This window comes from Rhodococcus sp. NPDC060176 (assembly GCF_042728675.1).
Taxonomy (GTDB): domain Bacteria; phylum Actinomycetota; class Actinomycetes; order Mycobacteriales; family Mycobacteriaceae; genus Rhodococcus_F.
The window spans coordinates 216,028-239,847 of record NZ_JBHWYS010000001.1; the positions used below are offsets into that span (position 1 = coordinate 216,028).

9 protein-coding genes are annotated in these 23,820 nt (G+C 65.5%); all 9 read left to right on the forward strand.

The genetic code is table 11. The features are described from left to right. The first annotated feature begins 82 nt into the window (after positions 1–82). The 9 genes from ACFWEM_RS01020 (at position 83) to ACFWEM_RS01060 (ending at position 23,780) form a co-directional block, all read left to right on the forward strand. A complete protein-coding gene (locus tag ACFWEM_RS01020) occupies positions 83–6,718 on the forward strand; it encodes an amino acid adenylation domain-containing protein (RefSeq protein ID WP_378530321.1) in 6,636 nt (2,211 codons plus the stop codon). Beyond that, positions 6,715–14,493: an amino acid adenylation domain-containing protein gene (locus ACFWEM_RS01025; RefSeq protein WP_378530324.1), complete on the forward strand. Its 7,779-nt coding sequence runs from the start codon at positions 6,715–6,717 to the stop codon at positions 14,491–14,493. The genes ACFWEM_RS01020 and ACFWEM_RS01025 overlap by 4 nt, the downstream gene beginning before the upstream one ends. Positions 14,494–14,693: 200 nt before the next feature. Then, complete coding sequence (locus ACFWEM_RS01030; RefSeq protein ID WP_378530326.1) at positions 14,694–15,689, forward strand: iron-siderophore ABC transporter substrate-binding protein; 996 nt, start codon at positions 14,694–14,696, stop codon at positions 15,687–15,689. A gap of 41 nt (positions 15,690–15,730) precedes the next feature. Then, positions 15,731–17,068, forward strand: coding sequence for an enterobactin transporter EntS (gene entS, locus ACFWEM_RS01035; RefSeq protein ID WP_378530329.1), 1,338 nt, complete (start codon positions 15,731–15,733; stop codon positions 17,066–17,068). After that, positions 17,065–18,684 carry a (2,3-dihydroxybenzoyl)adenylate synthase gene (locus tag ACFWEM_RS01040; RefSeq protein ID WP_378530331.1) on the forward strand — a complete coding sequence of 540 codons (1,620 nt, stop codon included), beginning with the start codon at positions 17,065–17,067 and terminating at the stop codon, positions 18,682–18,684. Before entS ends, ACFWEM_RS01040 begins: the two co-directional genes overlap by 4 nt. Beyond that, positions 18,681–20,123: a salicylate synthase gene (locus ACFWEM_RS01045; RefSeq protein ID WP_378530333.1), complete on the forward strand. Its 1,443-nt coding sequence runs from the start codon at positions 18,681–18,683 to the stop codon at positions 20,121–20,123. Before ACFWEM_RS01040 ends, ACFWEM_RS01045 begins: the two co-directional genes overlap by 4 nt. Positions 20,124–20,132: 9 nt before the next feature. Next, positions 20,133–21,998, forward strand: coding sequence for an SIP domain-containing protein (locus ACFWEM_RS01050; protein WP_378530335.1), 1,866 nt, complete (start codon positions 20,133–20,135; stop codon positions 21,996–21,998). A 68-nt stretch (positions 21,999–22,066) separates the two neighbouring features. Continuing rightward, positions 22,067–22,732: a HEAT repeat domain-containing protein gene (locus ACFWEM_RS01055; RefSeq protein ID WP_378530337.1), complete on the forward strand. Its 666-nt coding sequence runs from the start codon at positions 22,067–22,069 to the stop codon at positions 22,730–22,732. 13 nt (positions 22,733–22,745) lie between these two features. After that, positions 22,746–23,780, forward strand: coding sequence for a MerR family transcriptional regulator (locus ACFWEM_RS01060; protein ID WP_378530339.1), 1,035 nt, complete (start codon positions 22,746–22,748; stop codon positions 23,778–23,780). Positions 23,781–23,820 lie beyond the last annotated feature (40 nt).

Consider the following 23,820-nt stretch of genomic DNA (forward strand, 5'->3'; position numbering starts at 1 on the left):
CGGAATCAAGTCTTTTTCTTTACATTTTCATGGGGATTACGAGGGATCGAAGGGTTGGGCTGTGCAGCGACAGGCGACAGGGATGGACGACGTTCGAGCAGTCGTGGCGGAAGTGATCGGTGTCGCGCCGTCCACAGTCGGTGACCATGTCAATCTCTTCGAGCTCGGCCTCGAATCGCTGGTCGTCATGCGGTTGGTGGGGCGCTGGCGCCGCAGCGGGCTGACCGTGACGTTTGCCGATCTGGCTGAGGTTCCGACTGTTGCACACTGGTCGACGATCCTGACCGAGACGAACGAAGTCGAGACAGCCTCGGCGGCATCGGACGTCCGCGCGGGCAGCGACGCTGCCTTCGATCTCGCAGTCCTACAGCACGCCTACTGGGTGGGCCGCGGTCACGACCAGTTTCTCGGCGGCGTCGCCCCTCACCTTTATACCGAATTCGACGGTCCGATCGTCGATCCAGAACGGCTTCGAAGCGCCTTGGCGACGGTCACCGCGAGGCATGGAATGCTTCGCGCCCGGATTACCGATAACGGGCAGCAGGTAATCCTGCCGAGCCTCGATCGCACCCTGCTCACCGTCGCCGATCTCACGGCAGCTGCTGAGTCCGAGATCGACGCCCACCTCGACGCCACTCGTCATCGACTTTCCCATCAGATGCTCGACATCGAAGCTGGGCAGGTCTTTTCGGCCGAGTTGACCGTCCTGCCTGGTGGCCGGTCGAGATTGCATCTCGACGTCGACATGATCGCCGGAGATGCCGTGAGCTACCGCATCCTTCTCGACGACATCGCCCGGGTGTACGGCGGAGAGACGCTGCCGCCCCTCGGCTACGACTACGGCAACTACCTCGCCGACCGCCCGACGGAGCGCCGCGAATCCCGTTCTGCAGCACAGTCCTACTGGCGGGCACGCCTCGACGATCTGCCGGGTGCGCCGACTCTGCCGCTGGTGGACGGGGATTCCGGTTCCGCCGCTGCGACCCGGCTGTCGTTCCACCTCGACGCCGACGGATACGACCGGCTTCGCATTGCTGCTCGAGCCAACGGAGTGACGCCGGCAGTCGCGGTGGCCACGGCGTTCGCCGAGGTAGTCGGCGCGTGGTCTCGTGAATCGCGTTTCCTGTTGAACGTTCCGATGTTCGACCGCGCCGACACCCACCCGGACGTCGCAGCACTGGTCGGCGACTTCTCCAGTTCGGTGATGCTCGACGTCGATCTCACCGAGACCGTGTCCTTCCTCGAACGGGCCAAGGCCGTTCAGGCGACCCTCCATGCGGACGCCGCCCATGCCGACTACTCCGGTGTCGAGGTCCTGCGGGATCTGAGTCGTTCACGGGGAGAGCAGGTTCTGGCGCCGGTGGTGTTCACCAGTGCACTGAGTCTGGGGGAACTCTTCCATCGCCGGGTCCGCGAGACGTTCGGCGATCCGGTGTGGATCATCTCCCAAGGCCCTCAAGTGGTTCTGGACGCGCAGATCACCGAACTCGACGGCGGACTCCTCGTCAACTGGGACATCCGCGCCAACGAGTTCCTTCCTGGAGTGCCCAAGGCGATGTTCGGCGCCTTCGAACATCTGGTGTCCTCGATCGTCGACGGAGGGAAATCATTCTGGGACAACGCAGTTCCCGCACTGACTGCGCCTGTCGGCGCCTGGAACTCTGACGTCATGAACTCTGACGTCATAGAGGCGCCGGTACCGGAGGTCCCGAACACGGCCTCGTCGCTGCTGCATGCCGCATTCTTCGAGAGGGCCGCAGCCACCCCGGATGCGATCGCGCTGACGTGGGCGTCGGGCACCACGATGACATACGGCGCGCTCGCCGACAGCGCGCTGCGGATGGCGGCAGCACTCGTCGGGGCCGGAATCGCGGTTGGTGACACCGTCGGAATCACCCTGCCCAAGGGTTCTGACCAGGTCGTCGCGGTCCTGGGCGTCCTCGCGGCTGGGGCCGTGTACGTACCGGTGGGCGTGGATCAGCCACACTCGCGCGCAGATCTCATCGCCAACGCCGCAGGATTCCGCACGGTAATCGGGCGGGACTTGTCCGTAGCTGCGGCCCTTGCACACGATCCGATCGCCCAGCCGCATCTCGGATCCCCCGACGACCCGGCGTACATGATCTTCACCTCGGGATCGACCGGTCGCCCCAAGGGCGTCGTGGTTCCTCATGTCGCGGCGATGAACACGATCGGTGACATCGTCGACCGGTACCGCTTGGACGAGTCTTACCGTCCACTGTGCTTGTCCGAGTTGGACTTCGACCTGTGCACCTTCGACTTGTTCTCGTGCCTGTCCGTCGGAGGCACCGCCGTGCTGATCGAGGAACACGAACGGCGCGATCCGCAGCGCTGGGCCCGGATGATCGTCGAGCACCGGGTCAGCGTCCTCAGTTGCGTACCTCCGCTTCTCGACATGATCCTGTCCACCGGCATCGATCTCGGAGCCACGTTGCGAGTGGTGATGCTCGGTGGGGACAAGGTGACAACCGATCTGTACCGTCGGCTGACTGCAGCGATACCTGGATGCCGGTTCGCCGGACTCGGAGGCGCTACCGAGACTGCGATTCACAACAGCATCTGCGAGGTGCGGACTGTCGATCCGCGATGGCGTACGGTCCCTTTCGGAACGCCACTGCGGAACATGGAGTTCCGCGTGGTCGACAGGCACGGTCGTGACGTTCCCCAGTGGGTCGGCGGCGAACTGTGGGTGTCCGGCATCGGCCTGGCCACCGGCTATCTGGACGACCCGCAACGCACGGCAGAACGGTTCGTCCAAGCATTCAATCGTCGCTGGTACCGCACGGGCGACCTCGTTCGCTACGTCGAGGACGGCATGGTCGAATTCATCGGCCGTATCGACAACCAGGTGAAGATCAACGGTTTCCGGATCGAACTCGGCGAGGTCGAGTCCGTGATGAACCAGGATCCCGATATCGTCTCCGGTGCTGCTGCTCTCGACGTCTCCGGTTCGCCGAGTCTGGTTGCTGCCGTCGTACTCGAGGACGGCGCTACAGCATCGGACGCTACGGCATCCGTCGACATGATTCTGGAGCGTCTGTCCACTGCACTTCCGGCACACATGGTGCCCGACCGGATCGTGGTCACCACTGCACTGCCGGTCACGATCAACGGCAAGATAGACCGCGACGCAATCGTCGCCGCCGCCCGCACCTTGTCCGACACACAGCGCCGCGCCGCTCACGTAGCTCCCCGTACTCCGTTGGAGGAGAACATCGCCGACGTGTGGCGATCGGTGCTCGGTGTCGACCGTGTCGGTGTCACCGACACCCTCTTCGCGCTCGGTGGAGACTCGGTCCTCGCCACCACGATCGTCGCGCGACTGCGCGATCGTCTGAACACGGACGCGATAACCGTGCGGATGGTGTTCGCGGCGCCCACCGTGGCCGGCCTCGCCGCTCGGATCGACGCATCGGGCGGGCTCGCGGAACGGGCAGCGACAGTCGCGTCGGATGCGCCGCTGCTCAGCCTGACCGACGACGATCACGCTGCGATCGCCGACCGGTTCGGCGACGTCGAGGACATCTGGCCACTCTCACCGCTCCAACGTGGGCTGTACTACCAGATCAGCCTCGACCCGGCCGCGGCCCTGCTGTACACGGTGCAGAACGTCGCCGCCCTCGACCGGCACCTCGACGACGCACGCATCAACGCGGCAGTGTCCACCGTGATCTCCGAAAACCCCACCTTGCGAGCGGCATTCACGGTCACCGCCCTCGGCGAACCGGTGCAGGTGATCCGACGCCGAGTCGACGCCACCGTCCGCGTGGTCGACCTGACCACACACACCGACGCCGATCGACAGGTGATCCGCGAGCTCGCTGAGGACCGGGCGGCAGGCTACGACGTCGACGCACCGCCACTGTTCCGGGTGACCCTCCTGCATTTGCCCGGCAACGAAGACCGGCTGGTCGTCAACTACTGGTTCGGGGCCTTCGACGGCACCTCGTCGTGGCTGCTGGCAGACCGTATTCTCGATCTCCACGACAACCGCGCCGCGCTGGCACCCGAAACGAGCTACCGAGATCATCTCGCGTGGCTGACACGTCAAGACCGCGCCGCATCGTCGGCGGCGTGGCGAGATATGTTCGCAGACTTCGATTCTCCGACACTCCTTACCAACCGCACCGCTGATCGCGCAGGGGCAGCGTTGCCGCAGCGCCTCGAACGGCTCCTGCCCGGCGCCACCTCGGCTCGTCTGGCCAACATCGCTCGGACCGCCCAGGTCACTCCGTTCACCCTTCTCGCCGCTGCATGGGGAGCGGTCCTGACAGCGGTCACCGGACGCACGGACGTCGTATTCGGCACCGCGCTGTCCGGACGCCCGATCGAGGTCGCCGGCAGTGACCGGACGATCGGCGCCTTCATCGACACTGTTCCGGTGCGCGCGTTCGGTCGTGGATCCGACACTGCGGCGACGCTGGCGAGACGGATCCAGGATCAGCGCCTCGATCTGATGCCTCACGATCACCTCGGGCTCGGCGCCGTCCAGAAGGCGATCGGACTCGGAGAGTTGTTCGACACGCTGCTGGTTCTGCGGAATGCGGCCGCGCAAGATTCGGGTACGACGCCGCGCCTGCGGCATCTGTCGACCGTCGACGGCTCGGAATTCCCGATCTCCATCGCCGTCGACCCCGGTGACCGACTCAATCTCAGCGTCACCTACCTGCCGGATCTGGTCGACGAGTCCACCGCCCGCGATCTGCTCGACCGATTCCACGACGCCCTCGAGACGATCGCCGACGAACCTGATCGGCCGCTCGCCCGGTGGGCAACCCGTCGAATTCCCGGTTACCCGAGCCTGACCGGCACCCCCGACATCACGATTGCCGAACTACTTTCCGAGCGGGCCGAACTCGATCCGGACCGGACCGCGGTAGTTCTGGGCGAGGAGTCGGTGACCTTCGCCGAACTCTCCTCGCGTATCGACTCGTTCGCTGCTGCACTCATCCGCCGGGGAGCCGGGCCCGAACGTATCGTGGCGCTCGCTCTGCCTCGCACCGTGGAGACCGTGGTGGCCTTGTTCGCAGTGCTGCGTACCGGGGCGGCCTATCTGCCGCTCGAACTCGATCACCCCACGGACCGGCTGAACGTGATACTCGCCGACGCACAGCCGAGCATCCTGGTGAGCACCAGTGCCGTCGTGTCGCGGCCGTTTGTCACCGACGCCGATGTAATGGTGATCGACGACGCAGAAACCGTGGCAGAACTACGCGCCGATCGGGTGCTGACGGCCGCCGACCAGGTGGCATTCGCCCCCGGCGTCCCGGGCAGGCTCGAGCATCCCGCGTACGTCATCTACACCTCCGGGTCGACGGGGGCGCCGAAGGGTGTCCTGACGCCCTATCGGGGCCTGACCAACATGCAACTCAACCACCGCAGCAAGATCTTCGAACCCACGATCGCCGCTGGTGGTGGTCGGACATTGCGTATCGCCCACACCGTCTCGTTCTCCTTCGACATGTCGTGGGAGGAACTGCTCTGGCTCGTCGAAGGCCACGAGGTACACATCTGCGACGAGGAACTACGCCGCGACGCACCACGTTTGGCGGCGTACTGTGCGCAACGGAAGATCGACGTCGTCAACGTCACCCCGACCTACGCGCAGCTCCTCCTCGACGAAGGCATCCTCGACGGTGACCGCAGGATGCCGCTCGTGCTGCTCGGCGGCGAAGCCGTCCCGGACTCGTTGTGGTCCAGGCTTCTTCACGAACCGGGTGTAGAGGGCTACAACCTGTACGGGCCAACCGAGTACACGATCAACGCGCTCGGCGGAGGGACGAGCGACAGCGAGACGGCGACCATCGGTTCGCCGGTCACCGAAACCCACGCCTACGTCCTCGACCCCTGGCTGCGCCCGGTTCCGGAAGGCACGATCGGAGAGCTGTATCTGGCCGGAGCTGGTCTCGCACGCGGATACCTCGGCCGGTTCGGCACCACCGCAGCTCATTTCGTGTCGAACCCGCTGGCGGACGGTGGCCGGATGTATCGGACCGGCGACCTGGTACAGGTGCGTCCGGACGGTCTATTCGACTACTGTGGCCGCGCCGACGACCAGGTCAAGATCCGCGGCTACCGCGTCGAACTCGGCGAAGTCGAGGCGGCGGTCACGTCCTGCCCGGGCGTGGGGTCCGCAGTGGTCCGAGCGATCACCGCACCGGCAACCGGGACCCGCCAACTGACCGCGTACCTCGTCCCTGACGGGAGCGTCGAAGCGGAAGGGCTGTTTGCTTCCGTCCGAGACCGTCTCGCGTCACGGTTGCCGGACTACATGGTGCCGACGTCGTTCGCGCTACTCGATCGAATTCCGATGACCGTCAACGGGAAACTCGACGTCCGTGCCCTGCCGGAACCCGACTCCAGCGGCAGCAACCATCAGCCGCCGCGCAGTCCGGTCGAAACCGTCCTGTGCGAGATCGTCGCCCGCATCCTCGGCGTCGACCGGGTCGGTATCGACGACGACTTCTTCGGGCTGGGTGGGGACAGCATCACTTCCCTCGCCGTGGCATCTGCGGCTCGAAGCGCCGGCATCGGCCTCACCCCTCGCGCGATCATGCAGAAGCGCACGGTGCGACTGTTCGGGACCGAGTTGACCGTCGAAGAGAACACGGCGGCTGAGGAACGTGCAGCCGTGACGAGCGTCGAGGTGACGGACCTCAGTGCCGACGAACTCGACGAGTTCGAGAACAGCCTGTGAACGCACAAGCCCGGGCCGAAGCCACAGCAGGCCGATCGAAGATCCTCGAAGTCCTGCCGCTGACGGCGCTGCAGACCGGAATGTATCTGCAGTCCAGCCTGGCGGCGGCGGAGAACGATCCCTACCTCTCCCAGACGGTGGTGACATTCCGGTCGGCGGTCGACGCCCGGATCGTCACAGCGAGTATCACCGCGATGCTCGACCGCTACCCGCACCTGAAAGCTGTTCTCCGACAGCGGAGCAACGGAACCCTCGTATGGGTCGTGCCACGGGCGACGGTGCCACAGATCTCGCTGTCGGCGGCGGGAGCAGACCTCGAGGAAGCCAGAGCGGTCGATCGCGCCGCCGGATTCGAATTCCTGCGGAGCCCGCTGATCCGGTTCACGGTCGTCGATCGTGCACTGGTGATCACCTACCACCACAGTCTGATGGACGGATGGTCGGAAGCGCTGTTCGTTCGCGAACTGCTGAGCGTTTACGAAGCGGGCGGCACGGCCGATCGGCTCGAGCCTGCGGCCGAATTCGGAACCTTCCTCGGGTGGATGGCGAAGCGGGACGCCGACGCTGCCCGTACGGGCTGGGCCGGCTACCTCGACGGTCTGGACGCGCCCACCCTCGTCGCATCCGGCACCGAGGTGGTGGAGAGTACCCCGGTTCGGCTCGACGTCGTTCTCCCACCCGATCTGGGCGAGCGGGTCACGTTGTGCGCCAAGGACGCCGGGGTGACGGTCAATGTGGTGGTCCAGCTCGCCTGGGCACTTGTCCTCTCCTCCTTGACCGGCAGGCGCGACGTCGTGTTCGGGATGGCCGCATCCATCCGTCCGTACGACCTGCCCGGTGCCGCCTCGATCGTCGGTCTGTTACTCAACACCGTCCCGGTGCGCGTGCGGGTCGATCGGACCGTCACTACCCGTGATCTACTCGCCCACATCCAGTCCGGACACCTCGACCTCGACGACCACCGACATCTCGGCCTGTCCGACATCGCCCGCACCGCCGGTCATTCGACGCTGTTCGACACGACAGTGGTCTACCAGAACTATCCCAGCGCAGTCCCGGACGACGGTGCCAGTGTCGACGAGGTCACCGTGCTCGGTGCACCGATGAGTTTCCCCCTCGCTCTGGTCGCGGGCCCCGATCCCTCTCTGTGGGCGTTTGTCGTCTACCGACCCGAATCGATCCCGGCCGACGTCGCATCCACCGTGGCAACGCTGTTCACGGACCTGCTCGACGAGCTGACTGCCGATTCGGACGTACCCGTGTCGCTGGCGCTTGCGAACGCGCGGACGAGCACAGAGGTCCACGACACAGGCCAGATCGTCGCCGTACCGAGATTGGAACAGCAACTGGCGCACAGGTTCGCGGAGTCCGCGGCCGAGGTGGCGATCGTGTCCGGTGCCGACACCGTGACCTACGCCGAGTTGGCAACCCGGGTCGCTGACTTGTCGGCGGCACTGCGCGATGCCGGGACAGGGCCGGAATCCACTGTTGCAGTCGCTGTCCCACGCGGACCCGACATGGTCGCTGCACTCCTTGCCCTCCTCGACGTCGGTGCGGCGGTGGTACCGATCGACATCCGGTACCCGCGGGATCGCATCGAGTACCTTTTGGCCGACGCGAATCCCCACACGATGATCGTCGACCCGGACACCAGCACCCTGCTCAGCGCACTGGTACCCGCGACCACGCGCATCACGACCTCCGAGATCCCTCAGGATTGTGGGCCGGCGCCTTTCGTCTCCGAGTGGACCGGAGATCTGCCCGCGTACCTCGTCTACACATCCGGCTCGACCGGCGCGCCGAAAGGTGTTCTCGGTACCCGAGACGGGCTTGCGAATCGTTTGCACTGGGCCGTGAATCGATGGGGTCAGCCACGTAGCCGTCTGGCCAAGAGTTCCCTGAGCTTCATCGACGGAACCACCGAACTCTTGACCGGTCTACTGGCTGGGCAACGTGTGATCCTGGCCCTCGACGACGAGTTCACCGACGCCTACGCGCTGGCCCGGTTGGCCACCACTCATCGAGCGGAACAGATGACGGCGGTCGGTTCCCTCGCCGCCGCGCTCTGTGATGCAGCTGCAGCCGACGTCGCGACGGTTACCCACTGGATCGTCAGCGGTGAAACGCTGACGTCGGGTGTGATCGAGTCGATCGCAAACGCCTGCCCTGCAACACATCTGACAAATTCCTACGGGTCTTCTGAAGTGGTCGGCGACGTCGCCACTCATGACGTGTCGATTCCGGGGAACGATTCCCCGGCGGCCAGCGTCGTCGGTTCGGCAGTGCCGAACACGACAATCCGGGTCCTCGACGAGTTTCTCCTTCCCGTTCCTCGCGGTGTGGTGGGCGAGATCTACGTCGCGGGAATTCAACTCGCTCGCGGCTATCACCGGGCGCCGGCGGCGACAGCCACTCGATTCGTTGCCTACCCGGACGGCGCCGCGGGGGAGCGGATGTACCGCACCGGGGACCGCGGGCGACAGCTGCCGGACGGCACCCTCGACATCGTGGGACGCACTGACCGGCAGGTCAAGATCCGGGGACATCGAATCGAGCTCGGGGAGATCGAAGCTGCGACCGCCGCAAGTGGACTCGTCGACGACGTGGCCGTAATTGCCGTATCCGACGCTGCCGGACGACCGCGACTGGCCGGGTTCGTCGTTCCGAGTAGCAGTGAAGCCGAGCGGGGCGCCGAGAAGTCACACGTCGCCGACACGATCGGCGACGAGATCAGCGTGCGACTGCGTCAGACTTTGCCGGAGTACATGATTCCCGCCTCGTGGATCGTACTGGCTGCGCTGCCGGTCACTCCCAACGGAAAGCTGGACCGGCTCGCTTTGGCTCGCATCGAGATCCCCACGACCTCTACGGGCGGCGCCGCGCCGCAGTCTGCGACCGAACTGGCGTTGGCGGTAATCATTGCCGACCTCGTGGGGATCGACGTGGCCGAGATCGCCGCTGCCGACGACTTCTTCGCTCTGGGGGGCGACAGCATCGCGGCCATCACGTTCGTGCACCATGCTGCCCGTGAGGGGATCGTGCTGAGCACGGCGGACGTATTTGCCAGGCGCACTGTCGCGGCAATCGCTTCGTGCGCGGACGCCGCAGTTCCCCGTAGCGCTCAGCCCGTGGGCAGGGGAGCCGCTCCCCTGACCGAGCTCGACGACACCGAACGTGCGGAACTCGCAGCCTCGGGAACCGATATCGACGACGTTCGTCCAGCGACCGCTTTGCAGCAGGGTATTGTCTTCCAATCGCTGACCGCGGCCGAGGGCTCGGACGAAATATACATAATTGCAACACAATTCGAGATCAACGGTGCGCTCGAGAGCGTCCGACTCGAGGAGGCGTTGCACGCACTCCTCGATCGACATCCGAGTCTGCGATCGACGTTCACGACCCTGCAATCGGGTCGCACGGTCGCCGTACTCCGACCACATCGCGACATCGAGGTGCGCCGATACACCGTCGGCTCCCTCGACGGTCCGAAGGCAGAGTCCCTGATCGCAGCAGACCGTCGAACCTTCGACGTCGAGGATTCTGTCTTGATCCGCGTCACCGTGCTCGACGAATCACCGGTCCGCCACCGGGTGGTCCTGACGATGCATCATCTGCTCGTCGACGGATGGTCGATGGGGACCGTCGGCACGGACCTGTTCCGCCTGTACCAGGGTCGAACCCTCACTGCCCCGGCTTCGTTCGACGACTACCTGCGGTGGTTGACCTCTCGCGAGAGCGCTGCGGCGACAACCGCGTGGCGGAAGGTGCTCGGTCGCGATCCCGAGTCACCTGGAAGCCCTGTCCGCCCCTGCCTGGTGTCCGACTCCGACGGCCGTGCCTCACGAGTCGCTGCCGAGGAGATCATCGTCGATCTGTCCGAAGCAAGGACCGGGAATCTCAAATCCTTTGCTGCTCAGTCCGGGTCGACGCTCAGCGAACTGGTGCACGCGGCCTGGGCCGTGGTACTCGCGGCCGTCACCGGGCAGAACGACGTCGTGTTCGGATCGACGGTCTCGGGTCGACCTGCCGACCTCGACCGCTCGGCCGACATGGTCGGACTCTTCGTCAACACTGTTCCGGTGCGCGTGGACGTTCCTGCTGCCGCGACAGTGTCCGACGTCCTCGGTCGCCTGCGCGAGCAGACCGTGTCCGTCCTGGATCACCACCACGTGGGACTCGCCGACATCCAGCGGATCGGTGGCGTCGGCCGGTTGTTCGACACCCTCGTCGTGTTCGAGAACTTCGCCGAAGCAGACACTGCCGGTATCGATTCCGCCGACTTCACGGTCCGCGTCGGAGATTTTCACACGATGACGCACTATCCGATCACCGTGACCGTCTTTCCCGGAGACCGCTTGCGGATCGTCGTGGAGTTCCGGCCCGATCTGGTGGACACCCGCAGCGCCGCAATGATGAGTGACGCCCTGCATGCGGTCTTGGCGTCGATGAACACCCCCGAAGCCCACTGTGTATCCGACCTGGCGCTCGTCGACGCCGCAGAGCGCCGACGCATCCTTGGTGAGTTCGCCGGAGCCGAATCGCCCTATCCGGGTGGCACGTTGGTGGAAGTTTTCGACGCGCAGTGCGTCCGAACGCCCGAGCTTGTCGCAGTCACCGATGCCCGGACCACTCTCACGTTCTCCGCGCTCGACACCCTCGCGAACCGTATCGCCCGAGCACTGCTGCGTCTCGGAGTGGGAGCCGAGGACGTCGTCGTCGTACCCGCGACGCGGTCTGCGCTCACTCTTGCCTCCATCGTCGCGGTGATGCGGTCGGGGGCTGCGTACCTGCCGATCGAACCGGATGGGCCCGCCTCACGCACCCAACGCATTGTCGACAGTGCCCGACCCGCCGCGATCGTGACGACACCGGACGACCGCGCCGTCGACAATGCCTTGCTCGACGGATCGGTGACACTGGGGGCGTGCACGATCGTCGACACTTCGACGCTCGCCGAATCCGAAGACGACCACCGCGTCGTCACCGACGCCGAACGACGCACCCCGCTGCACGCTGACTCGCCGGCGTACCTGATCTACACCTCCGGCACCACCGGCGTCCCGAAAGGTGTCGTCGTTCCGCATCGGGGGTTGGCGAACCTGTACTTCAGTCATCGGGATCGGGTGCATGATCCAACGGTCGCACGCACCGGACGCTCTCATCTCAACGTCGGTCACGCCTGGTCGCTGGCGTTCGACGCCTCCTGGCAGCCGCAGCTGTGGATGTTCGGCGGCCACGCGGTCCACGTGTTCGACCGTGATGCCGCGGCGGATCCGTCCGCGCTGCTCCGTGAACTGCGCCGAGTGTCCGCCGATTTCGTCGAAGTGGTGCCATCGGTTCTCGAACACCTGATTCGCGCCGGGCTCGGCTCCGAGATCAGTGCGCTCGGTGTGGGCGGAGAAGCCGTGACCCGCGAGCTCTGGGACAGGATGCGGTCACTGGATTCGGTTGTGCTGCACAACTTCTACGGCCCGACCGAGGTAACCGTCGACGCCGTCCACACCTCGACGGAATGCTCCGGAGAGCCTCTCATCGGACGGCCCGTCGCTGGTCTGCGTGCCTACGTCCTGGATGCCGGCCTGCGTCCGGTGCCCGTCGGGGTGGTGGGCGAGTTGTATCTCGGTGGCCCCGGCGTTGTGCGCGGCTACCGTGCTGCCCCGGCGCTGACAGCCCAGCATTTCCTGCCGGATCCGTTCGCCGCCGACGGGACCAGGATGTACCGCACCGGCGACCTGGTGTCGTGGACGGACCACGGATTGCTCGACTACACCGGTCGCGCCGATCACCAAGTCAAGATCCGCGGGCACCGGGTGGAACTGGGCGAGATCGAACACTGCCTGCGCGCGCTCGACGGCGTGGCCGATGCCCGCGTCGTAGCCCGCACCGATGGCACTGGCACAGAACGGTTGTCGGCGCACGTCGTGCCGGAACCGCGGCGCACCCTGGACATCGGAGAGCTGCGTGCCGGCGTCGCCGGCCGGTTGCCGTCGTACATGGTGCCTGCCAGCTACACGGTCCTCGACCGGTTTCCGTTGCTGTCCAACGGCAAACTGGACCTCGCTGCGCTCCCCGAGGGCAAGGTTCCCGACCGAGTGCCCAGCCCGCCGGAGACCGACCTGGAACACCGGCTGTGCGCCGAGATCTCCGACCTGCTCGGCATCCCCGACATCGGAGTCGACGACGACTTCTTCAACCTCGGCGGCGACAGCATCATGTCGATGGAACTGTCCGCCCGTCTGCGTGCGCGCGGACTGACGGTCTCGCCCCGAGACGTCTCGACGGGGCGCACCGTACGCGCTCTTGCTGTATCTGCCGAGGCATCTGTTGGTGCACAGGTTGATTCGCGCTACTCCTCACTTTCGCCGTACGGCGAAGTGCCGCTCACTCCCATCGTGGCCTGGCTAGCCGGCGTAGACGGGCCGATCGACCAGATCTCTCAAGCGGTGCTGCTTCGGATCCCGGCCGAGTTCACCGAGCAGAAGATCGTCGCGATGATCGACGCGCTCGCGCGGCGGCACCCGATATTGCGGGCACGATTCGACGGTACCCAGTTGGATATTCCTGAACCCGATGGTGCTCCCTCCGAATGGCTTTCGGTACTGGACATCACCGGTGAGCGCGACGATTCCGCCCGGAAGGCGGTTCGCGCCGCGTCGCGGGCAGCAAAGGCACGACTGCGTCCGACTGACGGGCGCATGATCGACCTGGTGTGGTTCCGGCGTGACGAAGAGCCCGGCGAACTGCTCATCACCTTGCACCACCTGGTGGTGGACGGAGTGTCGTGGCGGGTGCTGTTGCCCGACCTCCACGTCGACGGTTACGGCTCTTCCACGACGCCCGTGGCGGAACCAGCCCCCGACTCGTTCCGGCGGTGGGCGCATGCGGTGCAGGATTACGCGCATTCGGCGTCGATCCTCGATGATCTCGACCGGTGGGCAGCCATCGCCGCACCCGGCGCTCGGATACCGCTGATCCGCCCCCTCGATCCCACTGCCGACGTCGGCGCCACGTTGGACCGGGTGTCGTTCACGTTGACCGAGGACGAGACGGCCGCGCTCCTTGCCGGTGTGTCCACCGTGCTCGGGGGGTCGGTGGACGACGTTCTGCTCGGCACGTTCACCGCCGCGCTCGCGGCCTGGTCCGAGGCCGGAACAGAAGGTGCGGACGCCGAATTCGTCGTCGACGTCGAGGGGCACGGCCGCGGAGACGTCGGCAAGAGCTCTGTCGACGGATCGGGGGTCGTGGGTTGGCTCACCGACGTCCATCCGATCAGGATCACCGCACGCACCGATCGATTCGACGCGGTGCTCGCCGGTTCGGTTGCCGCGGCGCGTGAACTCGTCGCCGGGGCCCAGCGCGCACGGTCGTCGGTGCCAGGGGAGGGGATGTCCTACGGGGCGTTGCGTTACCTGAATCCGCAAGGGCGGACGGTACTCGGTGAATATGACTCGGCAGCAGTGGAATTCAACTATCTGGGTCGATTCGACCTCGGCGGTGACGACGATGGTGAGGACTGCGGCGGCAGGTTCAGGGCAAGCCCGCTGCGCGACAGTATGGATTCCGGACTCGGTGACGCCGTGCCGAGTTCTCATCCCGTGGTCGTGGACGGTTTCGTGCACGATCGCCGTGGCGTCGGCGGCCTGACCACCTCCACGCTGGGCGCCACCGTGTCCTGGCCGCCTGCGGTGGTGGCCGAGGTGCCACGGTTGGTCGACGCGTGGGCAGCGGCGTTGCGATCCGTCGCCGCGATCGTTTCCGGTGGTGACGGGGGCTAATGAATCTGAGGCAAGGGTAACCTTCGTGCTACGTTAGGCGCCGTCACCCGCTGGGGGTGTATGAGCAGATCGATCGGTCGAGAGGTGTTGGAGTGAAAAGGATTATGGGAAGAGGGCCGTCAGAGCGGCGCAACCGGAGCGGTGGCAAGCGCGTCCGCGGAATGGTAGCTGTACTGGCGGCATGCGGCCTCGTGGTTGGAATGGCAGCCTGCAGCAGCAACGACGACAGCGGTAGCACCGAGACTTCGTCGGCAGCGAATGCCGCGTTCCCGGTGACGATCAAGTCTGCTCTCGGCACGGCCGAGATCAAGGAGGAGCCCAAGCGGGTCGCAACCTGGGGATGGTCCAACCAGGACGCCCTCCTGGCGCTCGGCGTCGTCCCGGTTGCGATGCCCACCTTCGCCGGACCTCAGTACGGGGCCGACGACAAGGGCATTCTGAAGTGGGACGCCGAGGCGCTCGACAAGCTCGGTGGCGAGCAGCCGACCTTGTTGTCGGGTGACGGAACCGGTGAGGCGCCCGTCGAGCAGTTCGCCAAGGCAGAACCGGATCTCATCTTCGCCCCGTACTCCGGTATCACTCAGCAGGAATTCGACGCGCTGTCGAAGATCGCGCCTGTGGTGTCCTTCCCGGACGAGCCGTGGACCGCGTCGTGGCAGGACCAGGTGACCATCGCCGGTCAGGCGTTGGGCAAGCAGGCCGAGGCCACCGCACTCATCGACAAGACCAATGCCGCGATCAGCGCGACAGCTGCGAAGAACCCTGCGCTGCAGGGTAAGACCGTGACCATCGCACTCCCGAACAGCCCGAGCACGTTCGCGGTGAGCAAGGACGCCGACGTGCGCGTCGAGTTCCTCGAACAGCTTGGACTGAAGAACGAGCCGACGATCCAGCAGGCAGATCCGACCAAGGACCCGGAGGCCGTGTACTTCGAGCTGAGCACCGAGCAGGCGCCCCTGATCGCGGCCGACGTGCTGTTCGTGGTCGCTTACGACAAGGACTCTCTCAACGCGTTCCTCGCCGAGCCTTTGGTTGCCGCACAGCCGGTGATCGTCGACGGCCGCACTGCATCCACCAAGGACTTCAGCGTCGACAAGAACTTCGCCTTCGGAGGACTGACGGTCCTGACCATCCCGTACATCCTCGACGACGTCGCCACGGTGCTGAACACCGCCGCAGGCAACGTCAAGGGATAGTCGAGGGACAAGGGCCGGACAACGGCCAGGGAGGAAACACCATGAGCGGCAAGGCTCTACTGCTGGACCTGTCGCCACTGCGCGAGAGCCCACCGTTCCGGAGCATCGTCATCGCACGCACCATCGCGGTGTTCGGAATCGGCATGCTGATCGTCGCAGTGCCCGTGCAGATCTTCGCGTTGACCGGATCGACGGCACACGTCGGATTCGCGTCGACGGTCACGGGCGTCGCCACCCTGGTCGGTCTGCTCACCGGGGGCGTACTCGCCGACCGGTACGACAGACGACGACTGATCGTATGGACCCGAACATTGTGCGGCTTGGCGTTTGTCGGGCTGGCGCTCAACGCGGCGTCGGCGGACCCGAGTGTATGGGCTATCTACGCACTCGGCGCCGTCGACGGCGCGATCGGCGCGATCAGCATCACCGCGCTCCTCGCCGTGACTCCGGCTCTGATCCCGGAGAACTCGTTCGCCGCGGCCGGAGCCATCAACGCACTCACCGTCCAGCTCGGCATGATGGCGGCCCCCGCGCTCGGTGGCGTGGTAATCGCCACCGGTGGGGTGACCTGGAACTACTGGGCTGCCGCAGCAGGCACCCTGCTCACTGTTCCACTTCTGGCGACTCTGCCGGAATTGCGGCCGGACGAGACGGACGAGGAGTCGCCGTGGGCGTCCCTCACCGGAGGGTTCCGGTTCGCGTTGAGCCGGAACATCGTTCGGTCGGTTCTCATCGTCGGAACCATCGCTTTGCTCGGCGGCGGCGTCGGGGTACTGATCCCGGCCTTCGTGGAGCAACGCTTCGACGGAGATCCGCGCACCGCCGGCCTGCTGTATTCCGCGACCGCAGTCGGGGCGGCCCTGGGATCGGTGGCCAGCGGATGGATCAGCAGGGTGCGGCGCAAGGGCTACGTCCTCGTACTCGCGCTCGCGGCCAGTTTCCTGGCGCTCGCCGGAGTCGGACTGGCACCGATGGTCTGGGTAGCGCTCGTCCTGTTGGCCGTCGCCGGGGCATTCGGTGCCGTTCAGGAGATCGTGGCGTACACCGTGATCCAGACCAACACGCCGGACCGGCTGCTCGGCCGCGCGAACAGTTTGTGGAGCGCACAGAACGTATTCGGACTGTCCGTGGGATCGGCGGTCGCAGGTCTGATCGGCACCGTGTTCGTCGCCTCCACCGCCTTGATCGTGTACGGCGTCATCATGGTGTCTCTGTCCGTACTCGCACTGATCTCGTTGGCGTCACTACGTGACTACGTAGACCACACGGTCGACCACGCTGTCGGCAACATTGTCGACCACATTGTCGACGGCAGCTCACCGGGCGTCACACCCGAGCATTCCGGCACAGAATCACTCGAACGCGAGGAACTACGATGACCGCAGAGCTCTCCACGAACATCGACGTCGTACCGTTTTCCGTCGAGCGGGCCCAACGGTACGCCGACGCCGGCCTATGGCGTGGACGTGCCATACCCACGGAATTCGACACTTGGGTTGCCGACCATTCACGTCGCCGAGCCGTCGTCGGTAGCGATGGAGCATTGTCGTACTCCGAGTTGGGAATCCGGGTAAGTGCCACCGCTGCCGGCTTCGCCGAACGCGGCGTCGGTGCTGGGGATCGGGTGATTGTTCAACTGCCCAACACACCCTCGTTCGTCGTGGTGCTCTTCGCCTTGCTCGAATGCGGCGCCGTTCCGGTGTTGACCCTGCCCGCCCATCGTGCCCGAGAGATCGTGCACCTCGCCGGCTTGTCCGAGGCGACGGCATACGTGATCGCCGACAGCGACGGGGGTTTCGACTACCGCGACCTCGCCCGTGAGGTCGTCGGGTCAGTTCCCAGTGTGACAACGGTATTCGTCGACGGTGACGCAGCGGAATTCACCTCACTCGCAGATGTTCACGCCGAGCGCCGCGCCTTCGATCGGGCCGATTCACGGGACGTCGCGGTGCTGCTGGTGTCCGGCGGAACCACCGGATTGCCGAAGCTGATTCCCCGCACCCACGACGACTACGCGTACAACGCCCGAGCCAGCGCGCAGATATGTGAACTCACCGCAGACGACGTGTATCTCGCGGTCCTTCCCGCGGCTCACAATTTCCCCCTTGCCTGCCCCGGCATTCTCGGTGCGTTCGGTGTCGGCGCCGCCGTGGTCCTGACGCGCGATCCCAGCCCGGACCATACGTTCGGACTGATCGAACAGCACGGCGTCACCGTGACCGCTCTCGTACCGAGTCTGACCCATTTGTGGTGTGAAGCAACCGAATGGGAGAGTGCAGATCTCTCCAGCCTTCGGTTGCTGCAGGTCGGGGGAGCCAAGCTCACCCCGGAGGTCGCCAAACTCGTCCGGCCCGCCCTCGGATGCACCCTGCAGCAGGTGTTCGGCATGGCCGAAGGATTGCTGAACTACACGCGCCTCGACGACACCGACGATCTGGTGCTGACCACGCAGGGCCGTCCTCTCTCCGAACTCGACGAGATCCGGATCGTCGACGAGGCCGGTGACGATGTCCTACCGGGCGAGGTGGGGGAACTCCTCACCCGTGGGCCTTACACCATCAACGGCTATTACCGTGCCGCCGAACATAATCGGACCGCGATCACCGCCGACGGGTTCTACCGAAGTGGCGACCAGGTCCGCATGCTCGCGACCGGCCACCTGATCGTCACCGGCCGGATCAAAGACGTCATCACCCGGGGTGGCGAAAATGTCGCCGCAGACGCTCTCGAAGACCTGTTGCTCACCCACCCGGCGGTGTCCAGGGTCGCGGTGGTCGGCATCCCGGACCGTGATCTCGGAGAGAGCGTGTGCGCGGTGATCGTCACCCGCACAACCGAACCCACACTGGGGGAGTTGCGATCCTTCCTCGTCGGTCTCGGATGCGCCGCAAACACCCTTCCCGATCGTGTGGTGACTCGCCCGTCGCTGCCGATGACCGCAGTCGGGAAGATCGACAAGAACGCGTTGGTCGCTGCCGTCGGGAGCCGTTCGTGACACCATCGACCGTCGACGATCTCGATACCGATCTCGATCCTTCCCGTCTCCCGGCAGGGAACCTACTCGACCGAGACCTCGCCAAGGTCGTCGCCTTTGCCGAATCCGGCCTGTTCGAGGAATACGTGGTCTACGAGAACCACGGGGACTGGGAGATCGCGGCAGGCATTCTCGGCTCCGTGGTGATGACAGGCCGGACCGTGACCACCACCTGGGACGGCGTCGACAGCGTGTCCGAGTGGTCGGACGACCCGGCGCTCGCGCTGCAGGACTCCCTCGCGGCGCTCCCGGTTCAGCACTGGAATGCCTACGGCTGGGTGAGTTTCGAGTTCTCGGCGTACACCCATTGTGTGCCGGCCGGCCGGCCGCTGGGCGAGTCCACCCTGGCGCACCTGATCATCCCGCGCGTCGAAATCACCTTCGGTCGATCCCTGGGCGACGACATCGTCGTGACCGGCGGTACGCCCGCCGACGCGGCCGCGCTCACCGACGTCCTCCGGCGTGTCACCGCCGTGGTACCACCTTCGTCAGGTGCCGTCGACGTCTTCACCGACACCGATAGCTACCGAGAACGCGCCGCCGCGGCGATCGACGAAGTGCGTCGTGGCGACTACACGAAAGTCATTCTCTCCCGGACTGTTCCGGTCACTTTCGACGTCGACCTGCCCAATACCTACCGTGTCGGGCGACTCGCCAACACGCCGGCCCGCTCCTTTCTGTTGAACCTCGGAGACATCGCAGCGGCAGGATTCAGCCCCGAACTCGTCGTCGCCGTCGACGGCCGGAGACGCGTCTCGGCCGAACCGCTCGCCGGGACCCGTGCCCTCGGTGTGGGACCGGAGGCGGACGCGGCAGCACGCAATGATCTGGAGGAGGACCCGAAAGAGATTGCCGAACATGCAGTATCGGTCCGCACCGCGTTCCGGGAGGTCGCCTCCGTCTCTACCGGCGACTCGACCACGGTCACCGACTTCATGAGTGTTCGTGAACGTGGCAGTGTGCAGCACCTCGCCTCGACCGTGCGCGGCCTGTTGCGCGACGACCTCTCACCCTGGGATGCGTTCGCGGCCGTCTTTCCCGCCGTCACCGCGTCGGGAATCCCTAAACGCGAGTCGATCGACGCGATCGCACGTCTCGACAACGGCGAACGCGGCCTGTACTCGGGGGCGGTGGTTCGGGCCTCGTCGACCGGGACGCTTGAAGCCGCCCTCGTTCTCCGGGCCGTCTACCAGCAGCAAGGACGCACGTGGTTGCGTGCCGGGGCAGGGATCGTCGCGCAGTCCACTCCGGACCGAGAGTTCGACGAGACCTGTGAGAAGCTCACGAGCGTTGCACCGTATCTGATTCGGCGGCAGCATCCCAGTGCTGTCGAAGTGAGCGGCACCGAAGTGAGCGGCGCCGACGCATTCGATGTAAGCGCATTCGACGTAGAAGGGTAATAGCGACACATGGCCAGATCCCACCGGCAACAGTTGGTGCATCCCGAGGTGATCCGGCGTGCCACGGTCGTCGAGACGTCCGACATCGACGCCGGGATGCGACGCATCGTCCTGCGCGGCCCGGAACTTGTCGCGTTCGAGAAGGACGGGTTCGAGTTCCCGGCGCTGTGCAGTTCCGGATTCGACGACTTCGTGAGACTGTTCTTTCCCACCGAGTCCGGCGAAGTGGTGCTTCCGCAGCAGCGCGCACGCACGGTCGAGTGGCCACGCGACCCCAAGCCCGTCACCCGCAACTACACCGTGCGCAAGTTCGATCCCACTGCCGCCGAGTTGACTCTCGATTTTGTCACCCACGAGACCGGAATCGCGTCCACCTGGGGACGACGGTGCCTGCCGGGCGACTCCATCGACCTCCTTGGTCCGGTTCGTTCGGGGCGTGCGCCGGAAGATGTGGACTGGGTACTCGTCGTCGGAGACGAAACTGCGATACCGGCAATCGCGCGTTGGCTCGAAGAGATGCCCGCCGGTCTGGACGCTCGCGTCGTTGTCGAGGTCACTTCAGCCGAGCACACACTCGATCTGCCCAGCGCGGCTTCGGTCTCGCTCACTCGGGTAGGCCGAGACGACAGTCCGGCCGGTGAACTGTCAGCGCTCGAGCAGGCCGTGCGCTCCGTACCGTGGCGTGACGGCGCCGTGTTCGCCTGGGTAGCCGGAGAATCCACCTCGCTCAAGGGGATTCGTCGGTATCTGCGTGAAGAGCGTCAGTTGCCGGCGGAGATGGTGGACATCACCGGCTATTGGCGGCGTGCCGAGGTCGTCACTCTCGCCGACGATCCCGCCGTGCCCGATCTCGCGGCCGCGACGACCGAACCGTTCGACAAGCTCGCCGAGCGGGCAGAGATCGTCTCCCCGTTCGCGATCAGGGCGGCAAACACTCTGCGTATTCCTCACCACGTTGCCGAAGGTGCCGACAATCTGGGCGAGTTGGCCTCTCGCACCGGAACCGACTCTCGAGCCTTGGCGAAGTTCGTCCGCTACCTGATCGCCACCGAGGTTCTCGCCCGGGGAGCAGGGGAGACGCTGACCCTCGGCGAAGTGGGTGAGGCGATGCTGGGCGACGAGTGGGTCTCGAACTGGCTCGACCTCGAGGGAATCGAGGCACGGGTCGAGTTGTCCATCACCGGGTTGGTCGGCGCGGTTCGATCCGGAACGGCCGCGATCAGTGCCGTTACCGGCCGCACTCTCGACGAAGACTTGGACGCCCATCCACTGCTGGCCGACAAGCATCACCATCACATCGCCGACGAGGCAGCATTTCTGGGATCGGCCCTCGCAGCCGAATATCCCCTCAGCGACGTCACGCGCATCCTGGTCGCGGGCAGCGGTTCCGGGGTCGTGATGAACGCTGTGCTCGGTGCCGAACAGCACCTCGCGGCAACGGTCCTCGGTTTGCCCAGTGAACTCGAACGGATCGACAAGGACGTCGACCCCGCGGTGTCGGACCGGATCAGCCATCTGACGCAGAGTGTTCTCGCGCCGGTGACTGCCCACCCGTTCGACGCGTACCTCCTCCTCGAAGCGACTGGGCGTCTTCCGGACAACGACCTGAGCCTGCTGCTCCGTACAGCCAGTGATGCTGTTGTGCCCGGTGGCAAGATCATCGTTGTCGAGCGGTTGCTCGACGAAGGTGCCGCCGGAACCTCGATCAGTGAGGACGCTGCCGAATTCGATCTGCTGATGCTCTGTATGCACGGCACCGGAATACGTACCGAATCCGAGTTCGCAGCCGTCGCGGAAGATGCAGGTCTGGTCGTGTCTGCATCACGACTCGTCGGCTGGGGAATCGCAGTTCTGGACCTGCGCCGCCAGCTCTGAACTTGGCTGCGACCTTCGCCGGCTTGACCTTGACACAGTGACAAGGACTCCAATGGTCGACGAAGGAGGTGGTTGTCGTGAACACAACCAACCACGGTGGGCAGAATGCTCACCTCGTCGACGCATTGGCCGCAGCTGATCCCTCGGTTCGGCTGCGCGCCGCGCTGGCCGCCGGCACACGCCCGGACCCTGAGCTGACGGTTGCCCTGGTCGATCGGTGTGCCGTCGAGCCGGATTTCTTCGTCCGCGACATGTTGACCTGGGCGTTGTGCCGCCTGCCGGGCGAAATCACGGTGCCTAAGCTGATCCGTGAGCTCGGGTCCGATGGTTCGCAAGCCCGCAGTCAGGCGCTCCACACCTTGTCCAAGATCGGCGATCCGATCGCTTGGCCCGAGGTCTCTGCGCTGGTTCACGACCAGGACGACGAGGTCGTGCGCAGTGCGTGGCGTGCGGCTGTAGCCCTCGTGCCGTCAGGAGACGAGGGCGCGCTCGCGGCCGAGTTGGCCACCGAACTCGGGCGAGGCGAACTCCAGATGCAGCTCAGTCTCAGTCGAGCTCTGACAGGACTCGGCGAGGCTGTACTCCCGGTGCTCGACGCGGCCGGTGCAAGCCTGAATCCGCGTGTTCGGGCGCATGCTGATGCTACAAAGCAACTCTGGCACGACCCCGACGGTGGGTTCGCTCTCTCACACGAGTTGGCGAAGCGCGTCGCGGCAATCGGCCCGGACGCGTAGGAAGGGGAGACGGATGTTGATCGGCGAGGTGTCGCGGCGTTGTGGTGTCAGCACACGGATGTTGCGGCACTACGACACGTTGGGACTGGTGAAGCCGACGGGCCGCACGTCCGGCGGTTACCGCGAGTACTCCGCCGACGACATCCGTCGACTCTTCCACGTCGAGAGCCTGAGGACGTTGGGGCTTTCGCTGAACGAGGCCAAGCGTGCACTGGACGAGCCCGACTTCGCCCCGGCCGATTTGGTGGGTGAACTCATGCAACACACTCGGCAACGGATCGCGGCGGAGGAAGAATTGCTGACCAAACTCGAAAGGGTCGACGCCTCCGTCCCTTCGGAGTGGGATGACGTCCTGCGCATGGTCTCGCTGTTGCGTGCACTCGAATCCGAGTTCGCTGCCCACCGTCAGCAAGCGATCCTGTCGCAGGAGCTGAATGCAGCGTTGCCCGTCGACGCACTCGTCGAGGCCATCCTGTCGGAGAAGGATGCCAACGTGGCCGGAGCGTTGCAATGGGCGTTGGCGAGGACTGAAGGTGCGGGTCTTGCAGCTCTCGCGAAGGGTCTCGAATCGGAGGACGTCCAGGTTCGGCGTCGCGCGATGTCCGCCATCTCCGGGATCCACACCGAGGAGGCAACTCGGTGTTTGAAGCGAGCTCTCGATGATTCGGACGGGATAGTCCGCGCCGACTCCGCTCTCACCCTCGGAACTCGCGGAGAGGCCATCTCGATGCCCGCTCTTCTCGAGATGGTCGCGGACGGGCGACGCGACGTCGAGGCCGGCGAGGTGCTGGGCCTTCTGGCGGAGTGCTCGCCCGCGAGCGGCGAAGTCGTCGCAGCAGTGCAGGACAGGCTCGACAACACCGCCGACGCGCCGACGCGGTTGCGAATCACTCAGGCGCTCGCCGAGATTCCCGGCGCGGCAGCACACGAAGCGCTCGCCCAGCTCACCCACGACGACGACAAGACGGTCGCGTCAACGGCAGCCGCGATCCTCGAGATGCGGGACCGTGGACCCCGCCGACGCGAACGACCGCGTATCGGGAACTGAAATCGGAGAACGAGGGCACGTCTGACAACTGCGGCCCAGG

Bases quoted from the DNA above. Each gene is read 5' to 3' on its own strand.
- ACFWEM_RS01020 (WP_378530321.1), top strand. From the start codon at position 83: ATGGACGACGTTCGAGCAGTCGTGGCGGAAGTGATCGGTGTCGCGCCG.
- ACFWEM_RS01030 (WP_378530326.1), top strand. From the start codon at position 14,694: ATGGCAGCCTGCAGCAGCAACGACGACAGCGGTAGCACCGAGACTTCG.
- entS (WP_378530329.1), top strand. From the start codon at position 15,731: ATGAGCGGCAAGGCTCTACTGCTGGACCTGTCGCCACTGCGCGAGAGC.
- ACFWEM_RS01040 (WP_378530331.1), top strand. From the start codon at position 17,065: ATGACCGCAGAGCTCTCCACGAACATCGACGTCGTACCGTTTTCCGTC.
- ACFWEM_RS01050 (WP_378530335.1), top strand. From the start codon at position 20,133: ATGGCCAGATCCCACCGGCAACAGTTGGTGCATCCCGAGGTGATCCGG.
- ACFWEM_RS01060 (WP_378530339.1), top strand. From the start codon at position 22,746: ATGTTGATCGGCGAGGTGTCGCGGCGTTGTGGTGTCAGCACACGGATG.